Annotated in this window: 18 protein-coding genes and 2 riboswitches; of the genes, 10 read left to right on the top strand and 8 right to left on the bottom strand. The window is 43.6% G+C overall.

Annotated elements, in window-relative coordinates; translation table 11 throughout:
• Positions 1 to 49: 49 nt before the first annotated feature.
• From O2Q26_RS08340 to dapA, 5 genes are all read right to left on the bottom strand, one after another.
• Complete coding sequence (locus O2Q26_RS08340) at positions 50 to 1,354, bottom strand: hypothetical protein (protein ID WP_289215480.1); 1,305 nt, start codon at positions 1,352 to 1,354, stop codon at positions 50 to 52.
• Complete coding sequence (locus O2Q26_RS08335; protein WP_289215479.1) at positions 1,351 to 2,595, bottom strand: M20 family metallo-hydrolase; 1,245 nt, start codon at positions 2,593 to 2,595, stop codon at positions 1,351 to 1,353. The genes O2Q26_RS08340 and O2Q26_RS08335 overlap by 4 nt, the downstream gene beginning before the upstream one ends.
• Positions 2,588 to 3,889, bottom strand: coding sequence for an amidohydrolase (locus O2Q26_RS08330; protein ID WP_289215478.1), 1,302 nt, complete (start codon positions 3,887 to 3,889; stop codon positions 2,588 to 2,590). The genes O2Q26_RS08335 and O2Q26_RS08330 overlap by 8 nt, the downstream gene beginning before the upstream one ends.
• Complete coding sequence (locus tag O2Q26_RS08325) at positions 3,889 to 5,091, bottom strand: M20 metallopeptidase family protein (protein ID WP_289215477.1); 1,203 nt, start codon at positions 5,089 to 5,091, stop codon at positions 3,889 to 3,891. Before O2Q26_RS08325 ends, O2Q26_RS08330 begins: the two co-directional genes overlap by 1 nt.
• Positions 5,092 to 5,654: 563 nt before the next feature.
• Entirely contained in the window at positions 5,655 to 6,542 is an 888-nt protein-coding gene (dapA, locus tag O2Q26_RS08320; RefSeq protein WP_289215476.1) for a 4-hydroxy-tetrahydrodipicolinate synthase, read from the bottom strand.
• A 130-nt stretch (positions 6,543 to 6,672) separates the two neighbouring features.
• Positions 6,673 to 6,851: riboswitch (Lysine riboswitch) on the bottom strand.
• Positions 6,852 to 7,231: 380 nt separating this feature from the next.
• Between dapA and qoxA the strand changes: the two genes are divergently transcribed.
• Genes qoxA through O2Q26_RS08295 form a run of 5 tightly spaced genes read left to right on the top strand, consistent with a single transcriptional unit; the run spans position 7,232 to position 11,432 of the window.
• Complete coding sequence (qoxA, locus tag O2Q26_RS08315; protein WP_289215714.1) at positions 7,232 to 8,203, top strand: cytochrome aa3 quinol oxidase subunit II; 972 nt, start codon at positions 7,232 to 7,234, stop codon at positions 8,201 to 8,203.
• A gap of 17 nt (positions 8,204 to 8,220) precedes the next feature.
• Positions 8,221 to 10,158, top strand: a complete 1,938-nt coding sequence (qoxB, locus tag O2Q26_RS08310) for a cytochrome aa3 quinol oxidase subunit I (RefSeq protein ID WP_289215475.1) — start codon at positions 8,221 to 8,223, stop codon at positions 10,156 to 10,158.
• A gap of 1 nt (position 10,159) precedes the next feature.
• Positions 10,160 to 10,765, top strand: a complete 606-nt coding sequence (qoxC, locus tag O2Q26_RS08305; RefSeq protein ID WP_289215474.1) for a cytochrome aa3 quinol oxidase subunit III — start codon at positions 10,160 to 10,162, stop codon at positions 10,763 to 10,765.
• A gap of 1 nt (position 10,766) precedes the next feature.
• Positions 10,767 to 11,168 (top strand): cytochrome aa3 quinol oxidase subunit IV, encoded by a 402-nt coding sequence (gene qoxD / locus O2Q26_RS08300; protein ID WP_253937434.1) that lies wholly within the window; start codon positions 10,767 to 10,769, stop codon positions 11,166 to 11,168.
• A gap of 30 nt (positions 11,169 to 11,198) precedes the next feature.
• Complete coding sequence (locus tag O2Q26_RS08295; RefSeq protein WP_289215473.1) at positions 11,199 to 11,432, top strand: hypothetical protein; 234 nt, start codon at positions 11,199 to 11,201, stop codon at positions 11,430 to 11,432.
• Between the two features lie 80 nt (positions 11,433 to 11,512).
• On the opposite strand, the gene O2Q26_RS08290 is transcribed toward O2Q26_RS08295, so the two are convergent.
• Entirely contained in the window at positions 11,513 to 11,788 is a 276-nt protein-coding gene (locus tag O2Q26_RS08290; protein WP_289215472.1) for a spore morphogenesis/germination protein YwcE, read from the bottom strand.
• Between the two features lie 881 nt (positions 11,789 to 12,669).
• Between O2Q26_RS08290 and O2Q26_RS08285 the strand changes: the two genes are divergently transcribed.
• Positions 12,670 to 13,842 (top strand): TraB/GumN family protein, encoded by a 1,173-nt coding sequence (locus tag O2Q26_RS08285; protein ID WP_289215471.1) that lies wholly within the window; start codon positions 12,670 to 12,672, stop codon positions 13,840 to 13,842.
• 30 nt (positions 13,843 to 13,872) lie between these two features.
• On the opposite strand, the gene O2Q26_RS08280 is transcribed toward O2Q26_RS08285, so the two are convergent.
• Positions 13,873 to 14,256 (bottom strand): DoxX family protein, encoded by a 384-nt coding sequence (locus O2Q26_RS08280; protein ID WP_289215470.1) that lies wholly within the window; start codon positions 14,254 to 14,256, stop codon positions 13,873 to 13,875.
• 113 nt (positions 14,257 to 14,369) lie between these two features.
• Positions 14,370 to 14,482: riboswitch (SAM riboswitch) on the top strand.
• 156 nt (positions 14,483 to 14,638) lie between these two features.
• Here O2Q26_RS08280 and O2Q26_RS08275 point away from each other — a divergent pair.
• The 3 genes from O2Q26_RS08275 (at position 14,639) to O2Q26_RS08265 (ending at position 18,405) form a co-directional block, all read left to right on the top strand.
• Positions 14,639 to 15,688 carry a homocysteine S-methyltransferase family protein gene (locus tag O2Q26_RS08275; RefSeq protein WP_289215469.1) on the top strand — a complete coding sequence of 350 codons (1,050 nt, stop codon included), beginning with the start codon at positions 14,639 to 14,641 and terminating at the stop codon, positions 15,686 to 15,688.
• A 1,103-nt stretch (positions 15,689 to 16,791) separates the two neighbouring features.
• Positions 16,792 to 18,138 carry an MBL fold metallo-hydrolase gene (locus O2Q26_RS08270; protein WP_289215468.1) on the top strand — a complete coding sequence of 449 codons (1,347 nt, stop codon included), beginning with the start codon at positions 16,792 to 16,794 and terminating at the stop codon, positions 18,136 to 18,138.
• Positions 18,139 to 18,141: 3 nt separating this feature from the next.
• Positions 18,142 to 18,405 carry a DUF3006 domain-containing protein gene (locus tag O2Q26_RS08265; protein ID WP_289215467.1) on the top strand — a complete coding sequence of 88 codons (264 nt, stop codon included), beginning with the start codon at positions 18,142 to 18,144 and terminating at the stop codon, positions 18,403 to 18,405.
• A gap of 45 nt (positions 18,406 to 18,450) precedes the next feature.
• Here the strand turns inward: O2Q26_RS08265 and O2Q26_RS08260 are convergent, their stop codons facing one another.
• Complete coding sequence (locus O2Q26_RS08260) at positions 18,451 to 18,858, bottom strand: DUF4395 domain-containing protein (protein WP_289215466.1); 408 nt, start codon at positions 18,856 to 18,858, stop codon at positions 18,451 to 18,453.
• A gap of 146 nt (positions 18,859 to 19,004) precedes the next feature.
• Here O2Q26_RS08260 and O2Q26_RS08255 point away from each other — a divergent pair, with 146 nt between their 5' ends.
• The gene (locus tag O2Q26_RS08255) at positions 19,005 to 19,841 is read left to right on the top strand and encodes a YihY/virulence factor BrkB family protein (protein ID WP_289215465.1); all 837 of its coding nucleotides are present in this window, start codon (positions 19,005 to 19,007) and stop codon (positions 19,839 to 19,841) included.

Here is a 19,841-nt window from a genome sequence, read left to right as displayed (position 1 = left end):
TTTATTTAAAAACTTCACCAGTAACCTTTATTCTCTTTTTTTCAAAAGGTTACTGTGGGACGAATTGATACACTTTGCGAGGACGTCCGCGTTCACCGGATTGGGACTCACCGGCTTGTTCTACGATACCGACCCGTTCCATTTCAGAAAGGATTCTGCGGCCGTTTCTCTCTGTGCTTTTCAGCCATCTGGACAAATCTTGTGAAGAAAACTGATCCCTCCCATACTGCTTGGCGTAAGCTAATATCTTAGAAACAACTCCCGGGCTCAAATTAGCGTCCTTCATTCTCTTTTTCCAAGTGGGTCCAAGGTCAGTGGTTTGATAGACGATCTGGTCCTCTTTCTGTTTAAGGGAAATCGATTGATTTTCATCAACGACGAGAATCATCGGTTTCTCATAATCTTTTAAGCTGCGAAAGCCGAGACTGACGTGCTGTTCCGCCTGTAATACCGTTTCGCCAAAGCCTATGGACACTTTGGCCTGCAGGTTCGTCTGAGCACGGATATCATCAATCAAGGTGAACAGATCAGCTTCTGATTCCTTGCTCAGTTCGCCGCGGGTAGTGAAGATGAAAAACAATCCATCACCCATCTGCATGACCGAACCGTTCGTTTTTTCTGCAATGGAGAGCAGCTGTCTTCTGACATCAAGCTCCTGGAACTTGGTTTTGAAAGAATACGTGATGTCCTCGGGCTGATTCGGATTCATTTGCATGCGGCATCCGATGATCGCCACTTGAGAATTCCGATAAAGGTTGGATTGTGCTCGTTCTTCTAAAAACTGGATAATCATTTTAATGGATAAATAAGATGGTGTAACGCGGTAAACGGGTATTTGCTTTGCTTTTAATTTCAAATAGACGTCTTTAATTGATGTAATGACAACTTCTGTTTTGCCCGCTTCGTATAATTCAGTATGAAATTGAATGATTTCTTCTGGGCTTTTGCTTCGTTCAAATGGATGGTTGTAGTGGGTCAGATTATCAAGTTTATAGTATGAGAGTATTTTATCGAATTCTTCAGTTGCAATCGTGTCTATGCTTACCCGCCTATATACTTGGTTGGCTGTCAGTTGAGCTTCTAAAAGAATGCCGAAGAAACTGGATCCGTGAAGAGGGGGATAAGCTCCTTCCTCTTCGGTAATTAAGTGTTGGTCCATTGCGTACGTGTAGTTGAGTACACCTGAGAAAAACCACTGATCGACATCATAGCGGTGGTTCAACAGAGTATCTTTCACTTCATCAAGCTGTTCGTAAGGGTAAGGCTTAAACGATATATGATCGAATTCTTCGGCTACATACATGATCCGTTCGAGCGAGTCATGAGGGGCGATGACGCCGATCGTCGTCTTCATTCCCAACGCCTCGTTTCCTCGCGCAGATATTCAGCGATAACATGTGATCCTTTTGACAGATCTTCGAGTGTTGCGAATTCTTTCGGATGGTGGCTGATCCCTTCCTGGCATGGGATGAAAATAAGTCCGGACGGCCATTTCTGGGCCATGTTCATGACATCGTGCCCGGCACCGCTGTCCATTGTAAATGGCTTTAAATTAAGCGATTCCGTCACATTAGTAAGCTTCTCGTGGATCGCAGGGTTTAGAAAAACGGACTCATTGTTGACGAGTGTATGAATATCTACATTCACCCCGCGATCTTCCTCGATTTTTTGACAGAAAGCCTGGATGCGTGCAGCGAGTTCTTCTTTCAGGGAATCCTCTACGCTGCGAATATCAATGCCAAGAACTACTTCCCCAGGAATGACGTTCATTGCGTTTGGGTGCAGCTGCACCGTGCTCACAGTCGCCACAAGCGGTGTTGTATGTTCCCTGTTGATTTCGTTGGCTTGCTCCTCAACGAAAGTAATCAGAGGGGCGATAGCTGCGAAAGCATCCGCTCGATTTGTCATAGGGGTGGTGCCTGTGTGGTTGGCCATTCCAGAAGCCGTCACTTGCAGACGGATCGGACAGGCGACTCCACGGACAATTCCGATGTCTGCTTCGTTATTTTCAATTTGTGTTCCTTGTTCAATATGAAGTTCTATAAAGCTCTCAAGTGCCTTATCAGGCTGCTCCGCTTGTTCAATAGATTCCCAGGATAATCCGAAAGCTTCCACGGATTCTTTAATCGACATGCCGTCGACGTCTGTGACATCCTCGACTTCTTTTTTGTTTAAAATACCGGAAACGGCTTTGCTCCCGATCGTTGATACGCCAAACCGGGAAGATTCTTCTGAGGCAAAGCAAATCACTGTCATGTTTTTCGCAGGCTGGAACTCCTGATCTTTTAATATTTTGATCGCTGCGAGGCCGGTGAGGACGCCTGCGACACCGTCATATCCTCCGCCGGAACTCACGGTATCTACGTGAGAGCCAACTGCGACAGTAGGAGCTTCGTCGTCCACTTTCCATGTGGCCCACACGTTGCCTGCCTGATCGGTGTGAATGTGTAAGCCGAGTTCTTCGGCGATTTTTATAAATGCTTGATGGGATTGCTTTTCTTCTTCCGTGTAACTCAACCTTGTAAAGCCATTTACATAATCCATTTCTTCGGTAAGGTTAAGCTGCAATAAGTGTTGATTCAGCCAATCATGCAATCGAATTTCCTCCTTTCACAATATGGATGTACGTATCGACAGCAACGGTCAATACATCTTCTTCAAAATCAAAAGCGGGGGAGTGGTGGTTGTCAGGTAATTGAGTACCGAACAACATATACGTGGCCTGACCACCTTGCGTCTGAACGGCATTCATCATAAAGCTAGCATCTTCGGAACCGGAAACAAATGCGACAGGCTGAACTTCTTTAATGAAAGAACTCGGTTGCACAACTTCCGTTATAAAAGGAACGAGGTCTTCGTCACACACCATTTCTTCCGTTTCCCCGACAAATTCGATTTCTGCTTTTGTATCATGCATCGATGCGGCTGCTTCGATCATCCTCTTCGCTTCTTTTTGCATGAAGCGGTTGATCGCCTGTGTTTCTCCCCGTGTTTCAAGTTCCAAATAGCCTCGGTCGGAAATGATATTCCTTCCGTTGCCTGCGATCAGCTTTCCTACATTGATACGGCTGACTCCATCACTATGCCGTGGGATCGTATAAAGCTGGACAGCCGCTGTTGCGGCTGCTAAGAGAGCATTGCGTCCATCCTCTGGCTTCATGCCCGCATGGGATGACTGCCCTTTGAACTGAACATTCAGCTTTGAGGAAGCTAGAAATCCTTTCGTTGAAGCGGCAACTGTACCTACAGGCAGGGAGTGGATGCCGATGTGTCCGGAATAAAAAGTGTCGACACCATCGAGCCATCCTTTATCAGTCATTGCTTTCGCACCGCGTCCACCTTCTTCCGCAGGCTGAAATAGCAAGGTGAATTTACCGTTCAACTCATTGTGATGCGATGCAATGTAATGAGCTAAGCCTAGTCCAATCGTTGTGTGGCCGTCATGACCGCAAGCATGCATGACGCCTTTTTCATTGGATGTGAAGTTGTGTTGAAAAGGAAAATGATGTTCATCTTCCGCTTCCTCAATCGGCAGGGCATCTATGTCAAAACGGAAGGCAGCATGAGTGCCGGGTTTTTGTGTATCCCAAACCGCCACAAGGCCTGTATGACCTCCGTGCATTTTTTCTGCCCATTCGGTATCGATTCCTGAGTCTTTTGCTTGCTGCTCCTGGTTTTCGAGGTCTGATAAAGATGGGACTCCATAACGTGACTTACTATCTAAAGCGTCTTTACCTGCATAAACCTTAAAGCCCAGCTGCTCCAGTTCTTTTCCTATGGTGCAGGTGGTACGGTATTCCATGAACCCGAGCTCAGGATTTTTATGAAAATGACGGCGCCATTCGGTCAGCTTGGGCTGAATGCTTTTTATAAAATCTTCAGCAGCCATCATTTTTCCTCCTTTTTAGAAAGGGTTAGAAGCGTATCAAGAGCTACTTGAACCAAATACTGACTGCCAATCGGCAAAGCCTTTTCGTTCAATTTAAAACCTGGATCGTGAAGCGGCTTCTGATTCTCAGAATCTTCTATTTGAGTTCCGAGCCAGATAAAGGCTCCGGGATACTGTAACAAATATCTGGAGAAGTCTTCGCCTGCCAATGCAGGGTCAAGTGAAGGAGATGCGTCTTCTCCTAATAGATTTTTGGCTGTGGACCTGGCCTGCTGCGCCCATTCCGGCGTATTGATTGTAGCAGGATAGCCATCTAAATATTCCACTTCCGCGGTGCCTTCGAATGCATCAGCGGTTTGTTCGATAATGGTGTGGAACCTTTTTTTGACCAGTTGTTTGATATCGGGGTTAAATGTCCGAACTGTACCTTCGAAGGTGACTTGATCCGGGATGACGTTGTACCCGTAGCCGCCTTCGATCTTTCCGATCGTAACGACAGCGGAATGAAGCGGGTTGACGCTTCGGCTGACGATGGTCTGGAGGCTTGAGATGACTTGATTCGTAATGATCAATGCATCGTTGCCATCATGAGGCATACTGGCATGGCCGCCTTTTCCTCTGATGGTTACTTTGAAACGGTCCGACGCTCCCATCATTTCTCGATCGCGAATCCCAACTTGTCCAACAGGAAGGCTGGGCCAGACGTGCTGTCCGTAAATGACATCCGGAGTGTATTCATCAAATACACCGTCATCCATCATCGGTTTTGAGCCGCCGTGTGGAGAATTTTCTTCCGCCGGCTGAAAGATGAGCAACACGGTTCCGCTGATCTCCTTCTTCATGTTCTGAAGCGCATATCCTGCACCTAAAAGCATCGCAGTGTGGGCATCGTGTCCGCAGGCGTGCATTTTACCGGGGTTTTCGGACACCCACTCGTGATCATTCGTCTCCTGAATCGGCAAAGCATCCATATCGGCCCGCAGCGCCACCGTCCCGCCGGGGAGGTCTCCTTTAATAATGCCGAGGACTCCATGTTGTGCGAATCCGTCCTGCCATTCAATACCGAATTCACTGAGCTTCTCCTTAACTAACGAAGAGGTATGGTGTTCTTCATTACTTAATTCAGGGTTTCTGTGTAAGGTTCTGCGAATATCTATGATGTTGTTCTCAATAGAAGTGATTAGGTCTTTGATGGTATTCAAAAAAGAACCTCCTTTTAATTAAGGAAAATTTCCTTTAATGTTCCGTTAATAGCAGTATAACAGAAATAATAAAAAATTCACCCTTTTTCGACGAAATTTTTAGAAAATTCTTTCTAGGGAAAACGAATTAGTAGTATGAACACTAGCGGATATGGGATTGAGAGTGGGGAATTGGGATATTTCAAACTGAGGAGCGTTTCAAGCTATTAGCAGGAGTTTATGAAAGATACTTCATGATGATGGGTGAGTTGCTGATTCGACTTCCGTGGAGGTACGGTCAAGTCTCCCCGATCTTAACTCTGTTGGGTCTTGACCAGCACGCTGCTTCCACAGGACTCTCGCACATTCCTTCCATTCAATGGGAACGGGGAGACTCCTGCGGGAAAAGAGTGCTAGGTGAGACCCCCGGAGGACGAAGTCAAATGAGGCTCAGCGTGCTCCCGTGAAATAGCGAGTCTTCACAAATGACCTCATAATCACTTGGAATCGTTAACTCTCATGCTATATTTTTGAACAAAAGAAAAAAGCCCGGAAGGAACAAGTCCTTCAGGGCTTTCATAGCATTATCCGACGCTTTCAATTCTGTCCAAAGGGACGTATTTCTCAAGCTCTTTCATTTGTTCAGGGTTTAAAGGAAGCATTGGAAGACGTACATCTCCAACTGGTACACCCTTCATATTCAGAGCAGCCTTCACAGGGGAAGGACTAGGATGAGCGAAAAGCGCGTTCATAATCGGAAGTAATTTACGGTGGGCAGCCGCAGCGTATTGTACGTCACCCGTCTGGTAGCTTTGGACCATTTGCTGCATTTCATTTCCGATAATATGAGAAGCGACTGAGACTATGCCGTTTCCACCAATAGCTAGAATCGGCAGCGTCATGCCGTCATCCCCGCTGTATACTGTGAAATCATCTGAAGTACGTGTGATGATTTCCGTAACAGCATCTAAATCACCGCTTGATTCTTTCACAGATACGATGTTCTCGATTTCTGATAGACGCACGATTGTATCAGGACTCATGTTCACGACGCTTCTTCCTGGAATGTTATAAAGCATCACAGGAAGAGAAGTGGATGCAGCAATCGTCTGAAAGTGCTGAAACAGCCCTTCTTGAGATGGTTTATTATAATAGGGAGCGACGAGCATAATGGCATCGACACCTGTTTTTTCTGCCTGAATTGTCAATTCTACGGAAGCTTTTGTAGAGTTAGAACCCGTTCCTGCAATGACAGGTACTCTTCCGTTAACAGCTTTTACAACAAACTGGAACAATTCGATTTTCTCTTCTGAAGTCAATGTAGGCGATTCGCCTGTTGTGCCTCCGACTACTAATCCATCTGAACCGTTGGAAATTAAATGATTCACTAATGTTCTCGTGGCATTGAAGTCGATTTCACCCTTTTGGTCGAACGGAGTCACCATGGCGGTCAAGACTTGTCCGAAATTCATAATTCCACACCCTTTTGCAAAAATTTTTTTAAATGTAGAGGTGACAGGACCATAAGCCATAAACGCAAAAAAACAACAACGAAGGGTCCGCTGTTGTTGAAGAAACAAAGTTAAACGTAAAATTGTTCCTACATCAGATAGCCCTCCATACAGTTACCCATATGACAGTCCTGTATTTATTCAAAAGCAGAACCAGTTTCAAGAGAATGAGACTCTTTCCACTTCGGCAAATGCCCCTTTTCACAATGTTCACAGGATCTCATTATCCTCCCATTATGTACTGATGGTATTTGCACCTCTATCCTCGCTCCAAATATATTGAAGGAGAAATATTTAATTGGTTGAACTATAACAGAAATTCAATGTAAACACAAGAGAACGCAAGGAATTTACGAATAATCACTGCTTATGTTCTAACATTGGTTTGATTTCGACTGCAGCGGGATAATTATAGTTAAATTGTCCATTTTTAAATATGACAAATAATAGGTTTTCTTGTCTTTTTTTTACAATATAGTGAATGAATTGCGACAAAAAATCGAAAAAAGTGTGATGTTTCCGTGACAATTCTACTAAGCTTATCTAATAATCTACTTTTTTTGCTATACTGATGGCAATGATTATGTAAAATTAAAGCCATTGTGCCTTTAAATATTCAAAGAAAAGGAGTGTAATCCTCAGTGAAAAGCATGAAACAACTTATGAAAAAAGGATTGGCTTTAGCTCCACTTAGCCTTGTTTTACTTTTAAGTGGGTGTGAACTGGCTGTTCTTGATCCAAAAGGGCCGGTCGCTCAAACTCAATACGACCTTATCATGTATTCTATTATATTCATGCTGTTTATCGTTGTTGTCGTGTTTGGTGCCTTCGCCTTTATGGTCATCAGGTACCGAGAGAACCGTCCGGGTCGAAAGGAAAGCGACTATGACCCTCACATGCACGGCAATAATTTGATTGAAATAGTATGGACCGTTATTCCTTTTGTTATTGTCATCGCTCTCAGTATTCCAACGGTGGATTCTTTATTCGAATTAGAGAAGCCTCCTGAGGCAGCTGCAGGCGAAGAGCAGAAAGAGCCTTTAGTCATTTATGCTACCACGGCAGATTGGAAATGGTTCTTCAGCTACCCTGAAGAGAACATAGAAACAGTCAATTATCTTCACATACCGACAGATCGTCCGATTGAATTCAAGCTTTCATCTGCTGATGCTATGACAGCCTTATGGATTCCGCGTTTAGGCGGTCAGAAGTATAACATGGCCGGCATGGAAAATACGCTGTATCTGCAAGCGGATGAAGAAGGCGTTTATGACGGTAGAAACTCTAACTTTAACGGTGAAGGCTTCACGAAGCAGACCTTTGAGGTTTACGCCGAAAGCGAAGAGGACTATAACAGCTGGGTAGAGGAAACCCAATCCAGTGCGCCAGAGTTGTCGCAGGAAGAATATGATGAACTGCTTAAACCAGGACTTACGGTAGAAGCTGAATATTCTTCTACACACTTGGAATTTGTTGATCATGGTACGAATGAAGGCCGCGATTATGCCATAGAGCGTCATTACGACTTGTATGGTGATTTGATGCACTTATATAGTGATCAGGATGCAGAAGACTTTATGGATGAAGAAAATGATGACGATCATGAAAGCTCAGTAGAATAGAAAGAAGGTGAGAACACATGCAATTAGATGAATTTTTCGTAACCGGCGAACCGCTCATTTACGGGGGTATGGTATCCATTGCCCTCGTAACTATAGCTATCCTTTTCATCTTGACTTACTTTAAAAAGTGGGGATGGTTATGGCGCGAGTGGCTGACGACCGTTGACCATAAAAAAATAGGTGTTATGTATATTCTTAGTGCCCTGGCCATGTTGTTCCGCGGAGGCGTAGACGCAATGATGATGCGTGTACAGTTGGCTTTTCCGAACATGAACTTTTTAAATGCCCAGCACTACGACGAAATATTTACGACCCACGGTACGGTCATGATTATCTTTATGGCGATGCCATTCTTAATTGGATTGATGAACATAATTGTCCCTTTACAAATTGGAGCAAGGGACTTTGCTTTTCCTTATTTGAATGCCCTTAGTTTCTGGTCATTCTTATTTGGTGCCATGTTGTTCAACATATCTTTCGTTATCGGTGGCTCACCGGACGCTGGATGGACAAGTTATACACCGCTGGCTGGTGCTGCGATGAGTCCAGGTCCAGGTCAGAACTTTTACTTGATGGGCTTACAGCTTTCAGGTATCGGTACATTAGCGACTGGTATTAACTTGATGGTAACGATTTTAAAAATGAGAGCTCCGAAAATGAAAATGTTCCAGATGCCGATTTTTACCTGGTCAACTCTGATTACATCCTTCATTATCGTATTTGCTTTCCCGATTTTGACTGTCGCTTTAGCTCTTATGACACTTGACCGCATATTCGGAGCACAGTTCTTCACGCTGACGGGTGAAGGAATGCCGATGATGTGGGCGAACTTGTTCTGGATGTGGGGACACCCTGAAGTTTACATTGTTATTCTGCCTGCATTCGGGATTTTCTCTGAAGTTATATGCACGTTTGCTCGAAAGCAGTTATTTGGTTATAAAGCTATGGTGTGGGCGATCATTTTGATTGCCGGGCTGAGTTTCCTAGTATGGGTACACCATTTCTTTACAATGGGTGCCGGAGCCTTTGTAAACTCAGTATTCTCAATTTCCACCATGCTGATTGCGGTACCGACCGGTGTAAAAATATTCAACTGGCTTGGAACCCTATATAAATCGAAAATTAAAAACACAGTGGCTATGATGTGGGCGCTCGCCTTTATTCCAAGTTTCGTCATCGGCGGAGTCACCGGTGTAATGCTTGGAATGGCGTCAGCAGACTATCAATTCCACAACACCTATTTCTTAGTGGCTCACTTCCACTATGTATTGATTGCAGGTACTGTATTCGCCTGCTTCTCAGGGCTCGTGTTCTGGTATCCGAAAATGTTCGGACACAAGCTTAATGAGAGAATCGGAAAATGGAGCTTCTGGTTTTTCGTAATCGGATTCCATGTTTGTTTCTTCCCGCAGTACTTCGTCGGTTTAGACGGAATGCCGCGTCGTGTATTTACGATCATTCCAGAATGGATGCCGCTGAACATCATTTCTACAATTGGCGCATTCGGAATGGGTGCAGGATTTGCAATCTTTGTTTTCTGTATCCTTTACAGCTATCGTTACAGCGAGCGTGAAAAGTCTGGAGACAGTTGGGGTGATGGTCGTACGCTAGAATGGGCGACGCCGACTCCTGTACCGTTCTATAACTTTGCAACCTTGCCTGAAATTGATAGCCAGGATGCCTATGTGAAGCTGAAAGAAGAAGGCAGAACGACATTTGAAGAAGATAAACTTGAACCTATTCATATGCCTAATAACACTGGGCAGCCAATTATCATGATGGGATTCCTTTTCTTCGCAAGCTTCGGTCTTGTATTTGAATGGATGTGGATGGCGATTGCCTTCTTAATCGCCGGACTCATCATGATGGTGGTGCGTTCCTTTGATTATGACGAGGGTTACCACGTTGAAGTAGATGAAATCAAGCGTATAGAACGCTCGGCAAGGGGGTTATAATATGAGTTCTCATGAACTGAAAACAGGCCCTTTGGAATATAGAAGACAGGAAGATCAAATGACCATTCTCGGTTTCTGGATATTCCTGGGCGCAGAAATCGTATTGTTTGCGACACTCTTTGCCACCTATGCTGTATTATTCGGAAGGACGGCAGATTCAACGCCTCCAATGGAATTGTTTGAACCAGGTATTGTCTTAATTATGACATTCCTGCTTCTGACAAGTAGTTTTACATGCGGGCTGGCTATTCACGAGATGCGGAGAGGCAACGCGAAAGCTTTAAGAAACTGGATGATTATCACGTTAATTCTCGGTGCAACATTCTTAGGCTTTGAGATATATGAATTTATCCACTATGCTCACGAAGGTGCTACTATGCAATCCAGTGCTTATTGGTCCGCATTCTTCACGCTGGCCGGGACTCACGGATTACACGTAACCCTCGGCATCGGCTGGGTCATCCTGCTTCTTATTCAATTAGCGAAGCGGGGTCTCACTCCTAAGACGAGCCGTAAATTCTTTGTTATTGGATTATACTGGCACTTTTTAGATGTCGTGTGGATCTTTATTTTCACAAGTGTTTATTTGATTGGGATGGTGGTTTAATATGACAGATCATAATAAACGAATCCCCACTCAGCACGTTATCGGTTTTGCTTTATCAATCGCATTGACATTACTAGCTGCCTGGACGGCACTAGGATCCAATTTATCAACGATGTGGATCATATCAAGCATCATGATTCTCGCTGTCATTCAAGCTGGAATTCAGCTGTTCATGTTTATGCACGTAGTTGAATCGGACAGTCATAATGGTCACGTGCCTTGGAACATGATGTTCCATGGTGCAGTATTGGCTGCAATTCTTGTGGCAGGTTCTCTATTCGTTATGTCATTCGGCTTCACTCACGATCATGATGGGGAGAACCATGAACAGCACGAGCAGCAGGACAGCGGAGACCACAGTGATATGGATATGGAAGGCGATGGAGAGCACGAAGGTCATTAAAGCTTTTAAATAAATTTGGTGGTGATGTAGTTGGAATTTAATCAAAAAGTGAATAATCAGGAGAGTCAATATGCCCCTGAGCTTCCTAGCAAATATATCGTCGGTTTTATGCTCTGTATTATGTTGACTGCCTTCTCATTATGGGGAGCTGTTTATTCAAGTTATTCACCGAAGCCTTTACTTTATGCAATTGCCGCCTTCGCTTTCTCGCAAGCGATCCTCCAACTACTGCATGTTCAAGGAAAAGCTTTGTTCAAAAGATAAAAATTTCCACAAAAAGCCCGCTGGCCTGATCTTCAGGCAGCGGGCTTTTATATATTTTCTCCATTTAGGGGGAGACTATATTATTGGTAGCTTTTTTGCAGTTTTGCTTCCTGCGTTTTAACCACATAGATGATGAACATGATCCAGCCGATTTGGGAGACGAAAAGACCAGCGTAAAAAATCAGCCATAGTGGTGAAAGTGTCGGCGGTGCTACATTAAATACAGCTTGGAAATAGTACATCCACATTCCGACGAGCAAAACAGACTGCAGAATCGCTAAAGGTAATTTTTTAAGTTTTATAAACAAGAAAGGTGTAACTGTTGAAAGTAAAAGGAAAACCATGACGATATCCATATCATACAACTCCTTTGATGAAATTAAATGTAAGCGCATACTTATCTTTGTTCTTATTGTAACAAAAAATTCTTAAAAAAGACACATAATGTTCACAAATAGTTATTTATTTTATACTACCCCATATGAGCCTGGTTCTAACCCTCTTTTGCATACAGTCATCCCATGAAGCACATTACAAAAATAATTCTCATTTAAGCTGTTGTGGTTTAGTATAGAGACAGGTGGTTTTTATTTGTAAATGCGCAAGAGAGGTTTCGTGACTTTTGATTAGAGAAATGAGGTCTTGGAAATAGCTCGCTTTCCGCGGGGAAGACGGCAAGCCTCCTCGAGCTAAAGCTCTCCGGGGTCTAGCCAGTCTATCCTTTCCCGCAGGAGTCTCCCCATTTCCAAGACCCCATTACCATGATGTGAAGAACGAAACCACTAAAAATCACATTGAAAAGGTTATGACAAAGGCGCTGCTAATGCATTTAGAGCTTTTTCCAAAGGAGAGAATTAGTGCTTCTTGCATGATATTCACATATGGAAAAGATTCAATTTTCATTCTGATCAATCATATGAATAAGGGTACAAACTTTGGTAAGTAAATGATTTGAGAACTTCAAATCGTTCCGTCATATAAATTATAGAGAAGTGGTTTTAGGAATGGGTGAGACTCCTGTGGGAAGAGAGTGATTGGTGAGATCCCGGAAGGCGGAAGCCTGAGGAAGCTCACTGCACTCCCACGGAAAGCGAGTTCATTCCTAAAACCACTTTCCACCTATAACGGAGACGGAATAGCAGAAGTTTTCCAAGTTATTGAATTACTCTTTTAGAAGAAACCTTATATAAAATCAACACTGATATTTAACAGAGTCATTTGTAAAGGAAGGTCCGTAATGTCTATAAATGAAGAAAATATAACGAGAATCTATCTGGATAACAAAGAACTCATTCTCATTGGTACGGCTCACGTATCACGAAAAAGTGCAGAGCAGGTAAAGGAAGTCATTGATTATGAACAGCCCGATTCTGTCTGCGTAGAATTGGACGAGCAGAGGTACCAATCCATAAAAGATGGAAATAAGTGGCAGGATACCGATATTTTTAAAGTCATTAAACAGAAAAAAGCGACCCTGCTATTAATGAATATGGTCATCTCTTCTTTCCAAAAACGTATGGCCAAACAAATGGGAATCAAGCCAGGGCAAGAAATGATCCAGGGAATTGAATCAGCTGAAGAGACAGGAGCAACTCTTGTATTAGCAGATCGGAACATTCAGATCACTTTCGCCAGAATTTGGGGAAACTTAGGGACAATGGGCAAAGCCAAGCTCCTTATGCAGATTATATTAAGTATATTCAGTAATGAAAAGGTGTCTGAAGAAGAGCTGGAAAAATTAAAATCAAAAGACATGCTGGATGCAATGCTGCAGGACTTCACGGATAATTTCCCTAAATTAAAGAAGCCGCTCATCGATGAAAGGGATCAATATTTATCCCAGAAAATCAAAGAGGCACCCGGGCAGAAAATCGTTGCCGTATTAGGCGCTGCTCACGTACCAGGAATCAAAGAACAAATTCACAAAGAGCACGACTTGAAAAAGTTGAGGGAACAGCCGCCTAAGTCAAAGGCACCTAAAATAATAGGCTGGGCTATTCCAGTAATCATTTTATCTATTATCGCCTATACCTTTTATGCAAACCCGGCTGCAGGAACCCAGCAGACCATCAGCTGGATTTTATGGAACGGGTCATTTTCAGCCATCGGGGCAGCCGTCGCTTTAGGCCATCCGCTAGCTGTATTGACAGCGTTCGTTATGGCGCCGATTACATCATTAAACCCATTGATCGCTGCCGGCTGGTTCGCTGGAATTGTGCAGGCCTATTTCCGCAGACCTAATGTAAAAGATTTTGAGACGTTATCTGACGACGTATCCAGCGTTAAGGGGTTCTGGGACAATAAAGTGACTAGAATTCTTCTTATCATCGTCTTAGCCAATATAGGAAGCTCTCTAGGTACATTCATTGGCGGAGCTGATGTCATCCGCGTCTTTTTGGAAAATATTTGAATTATAGCACACCGTAGGAGTCGGGGACTCTTATGGTGTTTTTTTAATGATGATTACACGATTTCTATAAAGGACCGCGAGCAGAATAAGCATGACGATGTCAAGACGAGCATTAAATAAAGCATGAATCACTCCACTGTTCAGAACAGGAAGTTTGGTCAGGATAATAGCACCGATCATTATCGCCATAAGTGCAATCGTCGCAAGCTTCGTGTATTTATTAAGCAGCAATAAAGCCCCGCAGCAGATTTCAATCCAGGCGACAATATACATGACTTCTAGTGGAAAAGGAATGCCTAAGTTCATAAAGTAATCAGCCAATTCAGTGTGAACAAGCTTCATTAGACCAGACGTTAAAAAGACAAATGCAATCGTATACTTCAGAAATTTCAAGATAGATATTGATCGATCCATAGTTCGTCCTCCTTTGTATTAGTGTATGTTGAACAATTTTAGAAATATTCAAAAAATGTGTTGACTCGGATAGTGGAATGTCTTTATAATATGGGAATAATTACATATGAGATCTCTTATTGAGAGTGGCGGAGGGAATAGGCCCGTTGATGCCCGGCAACCTTTCAAGCAATGCTTGAAAAAGGTGCCAAATCCTACAGATTTTTTTAAATCTGAAAGATAAGAGGAGGCATATTTTTAAACGATAATCCCTCTTCTTATGAAGTGGGATTTTTTCTATGTAATTTTATAAGAAAGTTTCTGCTGTTAGACAGGATGGAAGTCAGGCATTGGATGTTTCGTTCAGCTATGCTTCATCAAAAATAAGAAAGGGTGTTTTACTATGAAAAGAAGCTTAGAACAAAGATTACAGGATGGACCCGTTATTTGCGGAGAAGGCTACTTATTTGAATTAGAGCGTCGAGGGTATTTGCAGGCAGGCTCGTTTGTTCCTGAAGTTGCTCTCGATAACCCAGAAGCTCTGAAACAAACATACCGGGATTACATGCTTGCGGGTTCTGATGTTGTACTGGCATTCACTTACAATGCCCATAGAGAAAAAATGCGTATTATAGGTAAAGAAGACTTATTGGAACCTTTGAATCGTCAGGCCATCCGCTTGGCGAAAGAAGTGGCGAAAGAGCACCCTGAAGAGGAAGCGCTCGTGGCCGGTAACATTTCCAATACGAACTTATTTAATCCAGATGACCCTGAAGCGGTGCAAAGTGTACGGACGATGTTCGCGGAAATGGTGAAGTGGTGCAAAGAAGAGGATGTCGACTTTGTAAATGGAGAGACGTTCTACTACTATGAAGAAGCGAAGATCGCTTTAGAGGAAATCCAAAAACAAGGACTTCCTGCCGTCATTACGTTTGGTCTAATGGGAGAAAATGTCCTTCGTGATGGCTATTCCGTGGAAGAAGCGTCCCGTTTACTGAAGGAGCAGGGAGCCCTGGTTGTCGGAATGAACTGCTTCCGCGGGCCGGCAACTATGCAGCCTTTTATTGAAAAAATTCGTGCTGAAGTGGACGGCTATGTCGGAGCACTTCCTATTCCTTACCGCACAACAGAAGAGCACCCGACTTTCTTCAATCTGCCGGATGGCGGATGCTCCTGCAGCATACCTACGGCGACGACGTTCCCGACGTCCCTTGACCCACTGTACTGCAACCGATATGAGCTTGCCGAGTGGGCGAAGGAAGCGCACGATATTGGAGTGAATTATCTGGGACTTTGCTGTGGAGCTTCTCCTAGCATGCTGCGTGAAGTGGCCGAAACTGTCGGGCGTACGGCTGTGAACTCCACGTATTCTCCGGATATGGAAAAACACTTCTTATTTGGAACAGACGATACTCTGCAGTCACACAACACGTCCTATAAAACAAAAGCTTAATTATGTATAGCTGCCTTCTCAATTCGGAGAAGGCAGCTTTTTTATAATCTTTCTTTAATTCAATCCAGACTTTTATATTGTCATATGTCATGGTACGAAAAATTTAGCATGAAAGACTCTGTAAAATTTCCGTGTTGATATTCATATAAGCTCCCTATTCTTGAAGACTCAGTTTCGAGGTAATCGGGCTGCTTCCGTCACAATAATAGTGGTGGAAGGTCCGGGAAATCACTCGCTTTCCATGGGCGTACGGTGAGCTTCCTCGGGCTAACGCCCTCCGGGATCTCACCCTGTACTTTTTTCCCATCACTTACACGTAGATTAGTCTAGATCCTAAACCAGTTCATAAATTTCATGTGGGGACTATCCAGCTCCAGCGCTTAGCGGCTACTGAGACTTCCTTCACTTCTGTGCGATAAGTCAACATCGAATCACTCCGTTCTTCGTGTTTCCTTTATCTCCGTCAGCTCAGTCCAGTCCATACGCCGCTGAACGAAGCGCTTCCACTTTCACAAAAGGAGTCTCGCAATTTCCCGGACCTTCTTGCGACGATTAAGTGGTACGAAAACTTCCGTTGCAGCATGTCAGACCACCCTATTAAAAGCTTACCATTGTGGATTCCTAACTCTACATTGATTATGGAAAAAAGACCCTCAATTCCTTTAATAATATTACTCTTCTTTAGAAAGAAAAGTTAGAAAGCTCCTGACTCCTTTAAGAAAAACAGGCTGAAGCTTTATAGTAATCCTTCGGTGTTTGGGGTTGTTCATGTACCTGACTAATTTACTTTTTACGAATGGAGGTACGTAAGAACTTCCTTCTTCTCATTTCTTAGTTCCGTCAATTAATATAAGTTAGGTGGTTTTAGGAATGGGCGAGACTCCTGTGGGAAAAGAGTGATTGGTGAGATCCCGGAAGGCGGCAGTCTGAGGAAGCTCACTGCACTCCCACGGAAAGCGAGTCCATTCCTAAAACCACTTTCCACTCATCACGATGACGGACCAGCTTCAATAAACGAACCGGTTTTTTGAAAAGTCCATCTCTCTGTAGTCGGGAAATATCAACTTTTCCTATGGTAAAATAGAAGAAATAGGAGGTGCGGCATGGTCAGAAATGTAATTTTTATAGTCTTTAGTGTATTCATCATCTTCTTAGCAGGAGGGTGCGGCCAGGAGTTTACGAGCACGGCAGATGAACCAGACTCCGACGAACAGACGTCTTCAGAAGAAGTGGCAAACGAGGATGAACTTCCTAAAGAAAGTGATGAATCGAACGACAACGAAACAGAGGGTGAAAACGAGAAAGAAACGGAAGCTGAAGAGGGGTCTGAACAGAACACGGCAGAGGAAGAGGAAGCTCACGAAGTCAGCACAGAGGAAGAAGAGCCTGACGCAAAAGAAGTGACTTCTGAATTAACGGCTCATTATATTGATGTCGGACAAGCAGACGCTACACTGTTTGAGTTTGAAGACGCTGGCCAGCAGGTCCATATATTGATTGACGCAGGAAACTGGAATAGTGATAACGTGGTCAACTATTTACATAGTCGCCAGGTCGATCAAATAGATATAGCGATCGCTACCCACCCGGATGCTGATCACATTGGACAACTCGATCAAGTGATTGAACAATTTGATGTCGAAGAGGTGTGGATGTCGGGAAATGAAAGTACGTCTGATACTTACGATCGCGTCCTTGATGCGATAGAAGCTTCCGGAGCTGAATACGAGGAACCGCAGGCGGGAGACGCTTTTGACATCGGTCCATTAGAAGTTGATGTGCTTTATCCAGATAGCATAACAGGTAACACCAATAAAGAATCGATCTCTTTAAAAATGTCTTATGGTGATACCGGCTTTGTATTTACCGGGGACGCGGAAGTCGATGATGAAGCGGCCATGCTGAGTGGGTCTTCTAATGTTGAAGCTGACATCTTACAGCTGGGGCATCATGGATCTTCTACCTCTACAAGCTCTTCTTTTTTAGACGCGGTAAGTCCTGAGGTGGCTATTTACAGTGCGGGTGCAGACAATCAATACGGTCATCCAAACGCGGAGGTCATCAACCGGGTGGAGGACGCAGGGATTGATCTTTATGGTACGGATGTCCATGGAACGGTTGAAGTGACTACTGATGGGGAAAGTTATCACGTGGCAACAAAAGAAGAGGGTACCGTGACGCCCCCGGACGATTCCAGATCAGAAAGTGAACAGGAGACCGAAGAAGAACCAGTGACGGAATCCGAATCTGAAATCGAGGGGTGCGTCGACATTAATCATGCATCCGTTGAAGAACTGCAGGAGATTACACAAATAGGACCAGCCCGAGCGGAAGATTTAATAGAGCTGAGACCTTATCAATCCATCGATGATTTAACAAAAATCAGCGGCATAGGTCCTGCGCGAATCGATGAAATCAAAGCGCAGGGTGTCGCATGTACAGGAGGGTAATCAATGAAGGCTGTATTAGATCGAATCGAAGAAAATCAATATGCTGTCTTATTAGTTGAAGAAAACACTCAAGAGTTTATTTTAAATAAAAATGAGCTTCCTGAAGGCAGCAAGCCACATGATTGGTTCGAAGTGACGATCGAAAATGATAAGATCACTTCCCTTAAAGTAGACCCAGAATTTGCACTTGCACAAGAGCAGAAAGTGAAAAGTAAGCGGGACCGACTTAAAAAAAGAAGTCAGGGAAGTAAGTTTAAACGAGAATAATGCACAAACAAGCCTCAACAGTCGATTGGACAGTTGAGGCTTTTATTAAGAATGAGCTCGCTTATGCTTCCACATCATATAGCGGTAACGAATGGTACAGCCGATACAAAAACCGGCTAAAGCTAAACCTGCCGCAGCCACAACAAGTAAGCTGAAGACATATCCTGCTGCTGCCCAGCCGGCATTGAAAGATAGGAGAGCAGCACCTAAACAGATGGTGGCGATCCACTGATTGAATAATTGCTGGTCGCGGTCTTCTGGTACATATTGATCAAAAGGTTTCTTTAAAAAACGTTTGCCAGCCGCCATGACAGGATTTTTTTTAGTTGCCAAAGTATATGCACCTATTAAAAAAGGGATCATTAAGAGGTTCGGCTGAAAAATCAGCCCGAGTAGAACAGTTGTGACAATAAACAGCTGATTCATTTGTACAAGTGGTTTTGGAATACGCATACAGGCACCCCTTTCTTTATAAAACTTATTATACACAGTATATTACTCGGAATAAACTGTGGATGTTTCTTTTACAATTTTAGGTTATAAATGCAGTGGAAAAGGGGATAGACCAATACAATCGGTTAGAGGAGGTACCCTTTTTTATGAAGAAGCTCATCAATTACGCAAAAGAGGTTTTCGCTGAATTCCAGAAGGATAACGTTCCTTTATTAGGTGCAGCGCAAGCTTATTATTATTTATTAGCTATATTTCCATTAGTCATTCTGCTATTATCGATATTACCTTATTTAAATATTAGTGCTGAAGAGGCTATGAATTTCATGCAGAATATTCTTCCGGGCGGCGCAGCTGACATTTTCCAGGAAAATATCGTGAACCTCGTTGAGACACCCAATGGCGGGTTATTGACGGTCGGTATTCTTGGTACATTATGGTCGGCTTCAAATGGTGTGAACGCCTTTATTCAGGCTTCGAATATCGCTTATAATGTCGAAGAAACACGTTCATTCATCAAAGTCCGTTTGATGTCTATTTTTCTTACAATCGGTATGATCATAGCGATTGCAGTAGCTTTAGCCTTACCAATCTTCGGTGACGTCATCATCTCTATGCTCAGTGACTTTCTGAATCTGCCCGCTCAAACGATCGGTCTGTTCCAGGTGCTCCGCTGGGTAATCAGTATCTTTGTAATGTCGCTCACGTTAATGGCTCTCTATCACTTTGCGCCAAATAAGTCGTTCCCTTTTAAAGAAATTCTTCCGGGCGCCATTATTACAGCGATCTTATGGCAGCTCATATCCCTGGCATTCTCTTTTTACGTAAGTAATTTTGCAAATTACTCAGCGACGTATGGAAGTTTAGGGGGTATCATTATCCTCATGTTATGGTTCTTTATCACAGGAATCATTTTGATGGTCGGCGCTGAAATCAATGTCGTCCGTCATCGAAAGAAAAAAGAAAGAGCCAGGCAGGTAGCTTAA

The organism is Halobacillus campisalis, assembly GCF_030345335.1.
Taxonomy (GTDB): Bacteria; Bacillota; Bacilli; order Bacillales; family Halobacillaceae; genus Halobacillus_A; species Halobacillus_A campisalis.
The sequence above is the reverse complement of the archived record's forward strand: the minus strand, read 5'-3'. Positions and strand labels throughout refer to the sequence as shown.